We start from the raw sequence: 4,039 nt of genomic DNA on the forward strand, positions 1-4,039 counted from the left end.
GTCTTCAGCGTAACCTTTTAAGTATTGTAAGATCATTGCTGAAACTTCTTGTGGTGTATATTTTTTGTCTTCAATTTCTACAGTAAAGTTGTCTTCACCAATGTGACGTTTGATTGAAGCAATTGCGTTCGGGTTAGTTACCATTGAACGTTTTGCTACTTCACCAACTTGACGTTCACCATTTTTGAATGAAACAACAGAAGGTGTTGTACGGTTACCTTCTGGGTTAGCAATGATTTTAGGTTCTCCACCTTCTAATACAGAAACTGCAGAGTTAGTAGTACCTAAGTCAATTCCGATAATTTTTGCCATAATAAACATGTCTCCTTTTTAATAATCTATCAATTTGAATGAATATATTTTTACCTATTAGCTATGTTAGCTGATCTATTGTGCGATAGTAACCATCGCAGGTCGTAGAACCCGATCTTTTAATACATACCCTTTTTGGAAAACAGCAACCACTTCCTCAGCTTGCTGACCTTCTTCAGCTGGTACAGCACTTACAGATTGGTGGAAGTTTGGATCAAAAGTTTCTCCTTTAGGATCAATTACTTCAATACCTTCCTCTGCTAAGGCTTGTAATAAGCTCGCGTGTACCATTTCAATACCCTTCACTAATTGCTGAGATGACTCATCATTCTGTGCCAATTCTAAAGCACGTTCTAGGTTATCGATTGCTGGTAGAATACCTTTAGCTAAGTTTTGTGATCGATATTTAGAAGCTGATTCTCGTTCAGTTTGATTACGACGGTGCATGTTTTGAATTTCAGCGGACAGACGCATAATTTGGTCTTCCTTGGCTGATAAATCTGCTTGAAGAGAAGCTAATTCGCTATCTTCAGCGACCGTTTCTGCTTGCTCATCTTGAACGTCAGTTTCGTTGATTTCTTCATCAACATTTAAATCTTGTTGATTGTCGTCCATTTTTGTCAATTGATAGACCTCCTAAGATTTATAATAATTGTCCAGGTATCTTGCCATTTCTTTTGAAATACTTTGGAAAAGTTGTGCCATACGTATATATGACATACTTTCAGGTCCAAGTACAGCAAAGGTAATTAGCTTACCTGATTTAACAGTACCCATGCTTGTAGACATTAAACTCATATTTTCCAATGTTGGATCTTTGAGTTCCTTACCTACTCTCACTTGGATACCTTGGTCTGTGGTATTAATCAATGAAGCAATCACTGACTGGTCTTCTAGTAGTTGACTCAATTGAGGAATACTAGCACCATTAGCTGATTCAGCTAATGAAGAAAATAAATAATTTTGACCATTTACCCTTATACCATCACTATTAAATTGATTCATGAACCGATAGATCAATTGGTCACTATCTTCTTTTGAATGGTTCATTTGTTCAATATCTTTTAAATAGTGTGTTTGCAGTCGTTTAATCACAGTTGCAAGTTCAAGGCCAACAAGTTCTTGGTTCATAATTTCTGCAATTCCTTCAATTAATTGTGGTGTTACCACTTTATTGAAAGTCACAATTTGATTACGAATAACACCTTTATCTGTCACTAATATAACCATTGCTTGATCTGCTGTAAGTGACAGCACCTGGAAATTAGCTAAACGTTGTGTTGCAATATCTGGACCCAATGAAATTACGACGCTTTCTGAAAGCGAGGCTAGGGTCGCAGCCGTTTTTCGAATCACTTGACTCAAATCGTTATAAGGATCATGGAATATTTCTCTAAGTAGAGCATCTTCCTCTTCCTCAAGCTCTAAATCAATCAACCCACCATAATATGGCATGATGTGATTAATATAGTAACGATAACCCGCTTCAGCTGGTACACGACCAGAAGATGAATGGGTTTTGGAAATCAATGAAAATTCTTCAAGTTTGGCTAGTTCATTACGTATTGTAGCTGAACTTGCATTTATTTCTTGATGTTGAGATAAAGTTTTCGAACCGACTGGCAATTGATATCTTGAGTAATGGTCAATTACCGCCTGTAAAATTAAACTTTGTCGTTTTGTTAACATCTTATCACCTCATTAGCACTTAACAACTCTGACTGCTAACATGTTTATAATATAACACCCTTCATTCCTTTTGTCAATAATAGTCAAACTTTATTTTGACTTTTTTTGACATTTAAACTTTTCTTATTATATATCCCTAACTGTATTCTGAAATAAAGTATTTATTCAAAAAAAGACATCAAACACATAATATGTTTGACGTCTTTTCCTAGTGATATAAGTACTGATATGAAGGTGTGCACTCTATCTATAGACTTCTATCAGAATATTATTGATTATCTCGTAACCAGTTGGTTGCAGATGTTGCTAAGGTAGCAGATCCAACAATTAATGCTTCTTCGTTGAATTGTACTAATGGGTGGTGAACAGGGTATACTTCACCATTGTCATCTGGTAATGGACAACCAATGAAGAAGTATGTTGATTCTGGCAATTTGCTAGCAATGTGTGCATAGTCTTCTGAAGCTAAGTATGGTGGTACATTCACCACGTCATATTTATCTGCTAAAGCTTCTTTAGCAGAAGCCATCACTTGTTCAGACATTACTTTAGAGTTAATTAATGACGGACAATCAGCCATTACTTCATATTCAGTTTCAGCACGGAATGCTTTACCAATATGTTCAACAATTTCTGGTAAACGTTTTGAAACGTGGTCTGCTGATTCTGGGAATAATGAACGAGAAGTACCTTCTAAGACAACTGTATCAGGGATTACGTTGATAGCACCACCTGGCGCATTGATGTAACCCATAGATAAAGAAGCACCTTTGTTAGATGGTAATTCACGAGCTAAAATACCGTTCGCCCCATTAATAATTTGGCTAGCCACAAATACTGGGTCGATACCGTTGTTTGGCATTGCACCATGAGCACCCACACCTTTAATAGTGATACGGAAGTTTAAAGCAGATGCTAAAGCTTCTTTTTGGTGGATCTCAACGTCTACTTTGTCACCATTTGGCCACATATGTAATGCCATACCAGCATCAGGTACGGGGTTTTCTAAAATACCTTCTTCAACCATGACACGTCCACCGTTTAAAGTTTCTTCTGCTGGTTGGAATAAGAATTTGATTTGACCTTCTAATTGGTTTTCGTTTTCTTTCAACATTTTTAAAACCATTAGTAAAATAGTGGTGTGCATGTCATGTCCACATAAGTGTCCATTCTCATTTTTAGATGTACATGTTGATTGAGACTTTTCTGTAATTGCCAGTGCATCCATGTCCGCACGTAATAATAAAGTTTTACCTTTAGCACTGTCACCTAATGTACCGGTGATTCCGTATGTATTACCTACGTTTTCATATGCAATTCCAAACTCATCAAGTTTTGATTTTACTAGCTTAGTAGTTTCTGGTAATTCAAAACCAACTTCTGGGTTCTCGTGTAATTGACGACGAACCTTTACTGCATCATCAAAAATTTCTTTAGCACGGTCTAAATATGCCATTTGACATTCCTCCAATATTTTCTATATTTCTACTATATTGTACTCCTAATTTAAAATTTGTCTAATAATATCTATACAAACTCATAATTGAAATCCTATAATATCAACATTTCACCCTATTTCTCTGATTTTTGCATACTTAATAAAAAATTAAACGCTATAGATAAGTCCATAGCGTTTAATAATTGATATATTTATTTAATTTTATCATTTGTCAAATTTTGCAATTTTTCTAAGTATTTTCTCGCATCAACCACATCTTGATCCATTTGTTTAATCAACCCTTCAATGCCATCAAATTTGAGTTCAGGTCTCAAGTATTTATGCCAATAAACCGTTACGTATTCACCGTAGATTTCCCCTTTAAAATCTAAAAGATGGATTTCTACTGTACGCTTGCGGTTTTCCCCGAAGGTAATATTAGTCCCAATTGAAGCAACACCTGGGTAGACTTGCCCATTAAACAACATCTCAACCACGTAGACACCCTCAACTGGAATCAATGATTCTGCTGCAACCATTAAATTAGCTGTTGGATACCCTAGCTCACGGCCGCGTTTCTCTCCATGAACAACGAACCCA

5 protein-coding genes are annotated in these 4,039 nt (G+C 36.1%); all 5 read right to left on the minus strand.

Annotation, left to right across the window (positions count from 1 at the left end):
• Window positions 1–312 (minus strand): Hsp70 family protein (locus tag ACRCJ0_RS10040; RefSeq protein ID WP_431390346.1); only part of this gene is annotated, 312 nt, incomplete at its 3' end.
• A gap of 75 nt (window positions 313–387) precedes the next feature.
• The gene (grpE, locus tag ACRCJ0_RS10045; protein ID WP_034258366.1) at window positions 388–927 is read right to left on the minus strand and encodes a nucleotide exchange factor GrpE; all 540 of its coding nucleotides are present in this window, start codon (window positions 925–927) and stop codon (window positions 388–390) included.
• A 21-nt stretch (window positions 928–948) separates the two neighbouring features.
• Complete coding sequence (gene hrcA, locus ACRCJ0_RS10050; RefSeq protein WP_419971282.1) at window positions 949–2,001, minus strand: heat-inducible transcriptional repressor HrcA; 1,053 nt, start codon at window positions 1,999–2,001, stop codon at window positions 949–951.
• Window positions 2,002–2,269: 268 nt separating this feature from the next.
• The gene (locus tag ACRCJ0_RS10055; RefSeq protein ID WP_431387508.1) at window positions 2,270–3,457 is read right to left on the minus strand and encodes a M20 metallopeptidase family protein; all 1,188 of its coding nucleotides are present in this window, start codon (window positions 3,455–3,457) and stop codon (window positions 2,270–2,272) included.
• A 194-nt stretch (window positions 3,458–3,651) separates the two neighbouring features.
• A partial coding sequence (locus ACRCJ0_RS10060; RefSeq protein WP_431390347.1) for a riboflavin kinase occupies window positions 3,652–4,039 on the minus strand: 388 nt, incomplete at its 5' end.

The sequence above is a fragment of the Aerococcus sp. L_32 genome (assembly GCF_050689315.1).